The sequence below is a fragment of the Photobacterium sp. OFAV2-7 genome, assembly GCF_022347985.1.
Lineage (GTDB): Bacteria > Pseudomonadota > Gammaproteobacteria > Enterobacterales > Vibrionaceae > Photobacterium.
In genome coordinates this window covers 1-4,085 of sequence record NZ_JAKRFQ010000450.1, presented here as the reverse complement: position 1 = coordinate 4,085, position 4,085 = coordinate 1, and the positions used below count along the sequence as shown (strand labels likewise).

Genomic DNA, 4,085 nt, shown 5'->3' with positions numbered 1-4,085 from the left:
AGCCAATCAACTCAATATGTGGGTGGTGACACAGTTCTCGTTTGATGCCGATATCTTTATCCAGTGGCTGGAATCCTATCAGGAGTTGCTGGGTTCTTTGCCGGTGTATCTGGGTATGCCGGGTCCTACTCAGCTTAAGAACTTATTTTTCTATGCCGCGCAATGCGGTGTGGTGGAGTCGGTTGCGGCGTTAAGACGTAACCTGAAAACAACCCAGTTGCTAAAACCCTGGACACCGGATTTGCTGGTACAGGAAATGGCTCGTTACCAGAGTATCAATCCTGATACGCCTTTCCAGGGCATCCATTTGTATCCGTTTGGCGGATTGAAACAGTCCGCCAAATGGTTGAGGGGGGCTCACTGACGATGAACAATGAACTTAACGTTGCCCTGGTTCCATCAGAGATTGATCCACCAGAGAATTTGCCGCCTCCGGGCTCTCCTGATATTGAGATAGCACGAGCAGTGACGCCGAGGCCAGTGATTGAAGTTGCTGCCGAGCGGCTGGGCTTGCTTCCTCATGCCCTGATCCCCTATGGCCACTATAAGGCCAAAATCGACATGGCGCAGCTGGATGTCAGTCATCAGCGCGGCCAGTTGGTGCTGGTAACCGCAATGACGCCGACAACGGCCGGGGAAGGCAAAACCACCACCAGTATTGGTCTGTCAGACGGACTTAACGCGCTCGGGGTAAAAAGTACTGTCTGCCTGCGCGAACCATCGCTGGGGCCGTGCTTTGGTATGAAGGGCGGAGCGGCTGGAGGAGGGCGGTCGCAGGCGATTCCCATGGAAGATCTCAACCTGCACTTTAATGGCGATTTTCATGCGATCACGGTTGCCCATAACTTGCTTGTCTCCCTGATTGATAACCATATCCATTGGGGAAATGAACTAGGCTTGGATCCTCGTCGGATCTGCTGGCGGCGGGTAATGGATCTCAATGAGCGGGCTCTGCGCAATATTGTCTGTGGGCTCGGTGGGACGGCTCATGGTGTCCCGCGTGAGTCGGGATTTGATATCACTGTAGCCTCGGAGATCATGGCGGTGCTGTGTCTGGCCGAAGGACCGAAAGATCTCCAGAACCGCCTTGGTGAGATGATCATAGGCCGGCGCCGTGATGGCAGTGTAGTGACGGTACGCGAATTAGGTGCCGACGGTGCGATGACGGTGCTTCTCAAAGAAGCCATGATGCCGAACCTTATCCAGAGCCTTGAGCATAACCCGGTACTGGTCCATGGCGGCCCCTTCGCCAATATTGCCCATGGCTGTAGCTCCCTGATGGCAACGCGAGCGGCATTAGCCCTTAGCGATGTTGTGGTGACAGAAGCGGGTTTTGGTGCCGATTTGGGGGCCGAGAAGTTTATTAACATTAAATGCCGTCTGGCAGGTTTGTCTCCGGATGCGGTAGTGCTCGTCTGCACCGTAAGGGCATTGAAAATGCAGGGCGGGATTGAAAGGCAGGCTCTGGAGCAGCCGAATGTGGCCGCAGTCGAAGCGGGTTCTGCTAACTTGCTGCGACATATCCAGAACATCCAGCAGTTCGGTCTGATCCCGCTGGTGGCAATTAATCGTTTTCCAAGCGATAGCGATGAAGAGCTGGCCGTGATCCAGCGGTGCTGTCTGGCATCGGGAGCCCGGGTCGTGTCTGCCGATCATTGGGCTCGTGGCAGTGAAGGGGCTCAGGATATGGCGACAGCCGTCCTCGACCTGCTCCAGCAACCACCACCTAATGTCATACCGCTGTATGCTGATGATATGCCGCTGGACGAGAAAATTACGGCGGTGGCAACGCGGATCTATGGTGCTGGCGAAGTCCATTTTTCAACCAAGGCCTTGTCTCAGCTTGATGATATTCACCAGCTTGGCTTTGGTCATTTGCCTGTCTGTATTGCCAAAACACCTTACAGCTTTTCATCAGAGCCCGGAGTTTTGGGCGCGCCGATTAATCACGCTTTGCCTGTAAAAGAAATTCGCCTGATGGCCGGTGCGGGGTTTGTCGTTGTGATATGCGGCGACATCATGACTATGCCGGGCTTGCCGCGTCACCCGGCAGCGCTGGATATCAGGCTGGATGAGCATGGAGAGATTACAGGGCTGTTTTGACGGAAACACTTCATCGGATGTCGTTATTACAAAGCCTGTTAAATGGCAATGACATATCGTTAGTTTAAGAGACATAAACGATTTACCGATAGCTGCTTGCAGGAGGGGAATGTATGTCGGATGCCGCGCAACTGCACCAAGACTCAATTATTATCGACGGTCTGATCATTGCCAGGTGGGATCGTGCCCTGTTCGAGGATATGGCAAAAGGGGGGCTCACGACCGCCAACTGCACGGTATCGGTGTGGGAAGGCTTTCAGGCAACCGTCGATAATATTGTCGAGTTCAACGGGTACTTCCGCGATCACGGCGATCTCATTCGCCCTGTTCGATGTACCGAAGATATTTATCTTGCCAAGGAAGAGGGCAAAACCGGGATTATACTCGGCTTTCAAAATGTACATGCGTTCGAAGATCAGATTGGCTATGTCGAGATCTTCAAAAAACTCGGGGTCGGAATCGCGCAGATGGCCTACAACACCCAGAATCTGGTCGGAACCGGATGTTATGAACGCGACGGCGGGTTATCCGGTTTTGGCCATGAAGTGGTTGCTGAGATGAACCGGGTCGGCATGATGTGCGATCTTTCCCATGTCGGGGCAACAACTTCTCAGGAAGTGATCTTGGCATCGAAAAAACCAGTCTGTTACTCCCACTGTCTTCCGTTGGGGCTCAAGGAGCATCCCCGCAATAAATCAGACGATGAGCTGAGATTCATCGCTGATCATGGCGGCTTTATCGGGGTCACCATGTTCGCGCCTTTCTTGAAAAACGGTATCAATTCGACCATCGAAGACTATGTCGAAGCGATTGATTATATCGTCAATATTGTGGGTGAAGATTGTGTCGGGATCGGCACCGATTTTACTCAGGGCCATGATCAGGCTTTCTTTGAATGGCTGACTCATGACAAGGGGTATGCCCGGCGGCTGACCCGGTTTGGTGAGATCATCAATCCCAAGGGGATCCGGACTATCGGCGAGTTCCCAAACCTGACTCAGGCCCTGCTGGATCATGGCTGGCCGGAGAGCAGAGTGAAGAAAATCATGGGAGAGAACTGGGTAAGGACTCTCAAAGCAGTGTGGGACGAATAGATGCCAATATTACCCTACTCGACAACACATGCCCCGGAAGTCCCTATCGAGGTGGACAGCGAGTCCGGCGTCTGGAGTACCAACGGGCTCCCGATGCTGTATGTTCCAAGGCACTTTTTTATCAATAACCACACCGCAGTGGAAGAGGCTCTCGGGGCCGAGAAGTATGCCGAGATCCTCTATGCCGCTGGCTACCAATCGGCTTATTACTGGTGCGAAAAAGAATCGGAAACCCACGGCCTGCAGGGCGCAGAGGTGTTTGAGCATTATATGAAGCGCTTGTCGCAACGGGGCTGGGGCCAGTTTGTCATTGAGAGCCTGGATATCTCGACGGGGCGGGCCAAAGTACGGTTACACCACTCGGCTTTTGTTTATCACTACGGCAAGGTTGATCGCAAAGTGGATTATATGTTCACAGGCTGGTTTGCCGGTGCGATGGATCAGATCACCCGGGGGATAGGCCAGCCGATAGAGACGGTTGCCGTCCAGCAACAGAGCGAGGCGCAGACAGGTTGTGATTACGGCCTGTTTGAAGTGATGCCCAGGGACAATTGATAAGGAGTGGGGATGTCACAGTTTGATGCTATTTTCCAGCCGCTGGCGATTAATAAGCTGATGATCCGTAACCGGATAGTCAGTACTGCCCATGCCGAAGTCTATGCCACCTTAAATGGGATGCCGACCGAACGCTACATCCGTTATTACGAGGAAAAGGCAAAAGGCGGGATCGGGTTGTGTATTTGCGGCGGGTCGAGTCCGGTCTCGATAGACAGTCCGCAAGGGTGGTGGAAGTCGGTGAACCTCTGTACCGATGACGTTATTCCTCACCTGCAACAATTGGCTGAGGCGGTTCACCAGCACGGCGCGCATATCATGATTCAGATCACC

At 53.3% G+C, this 4,085-nt stretch carries 3 protein-coding genes and 2 pseudogenes; all 5 read left to right on the top strand.

All coding sequences use genetic code 11. The features are described 5' to 3' along the window. Nucleotides 1-364 (top strand): annotated as a pseudogene (locus tag MHN01_RS18760) (methylenetetrahydrofolate reductase); the annotation flags it as partial. A 2-nt stretch (nt 365-366) separates the two neighbouring features. After that, nucleotides 367-2,103: a formate--tetrahydrofolate ligase gene (locus MHN01_RS18755; protein WP_239412743.1), complete on the top strand. Its 1,737-nt coding sequence runs from the start codon at nt 367-369 to the stop codon at nt 2,101-2,103. A 113-nt stretch (nt 2,104-2,216) separates the two neighbouring features. Further along, complete coding sequence (locus MHN01_RS18750; protein ID WP_239412742.1) at nt 2,217-3,197, top strand: dipeptidase; 981 nt, start codon at nt 2,217-2,219, stop codon at nt 3,195-3,197. Continuing rightward, nucleotides 3,198-3,752, top strand: a complete 555-nt coding sequence (locus MHN01_RS18745) for a 4-vinyl reductase (protein ID WP_239412741.1) — start codon at nt 3,198-3,200, stop codon at nt 3,750-3,752. It begins immediately after the preceding gene. Between the two features lie 12 nt (nt 3,753-3,764). Beyond that, nucleotides 3,765-4,085 (top strand): annotated as a pseudogene (locus tag MHN01_RS18740) (N-methylproline demethylase); the annotation flags it as partial.

Excerpts from the sequence above, each read along its gene's own strand:
- MHN01_RS18755 (WP_239412743.1), top strand. The coding sequence starts at position 367 with ATGAACAATGAACTTAACGTTGCCCTGGTTCCATCAGAGATTGATCCA.
- MHN01_RS18750 (WP_239412742.1), top strand. The coding sequence starts at position 2,217 with ATGTCGGATGCCGCGCAACTGCACCAAGACTCAATTATTATCGACGGT.
- MHN01_RS18745 (WP_239412741.1), top strand. The coding sequence starts at position 3,198 with ATGCCAATATTACCCTACTCGACAACACATGCCCCGGAAGTCCCTATC.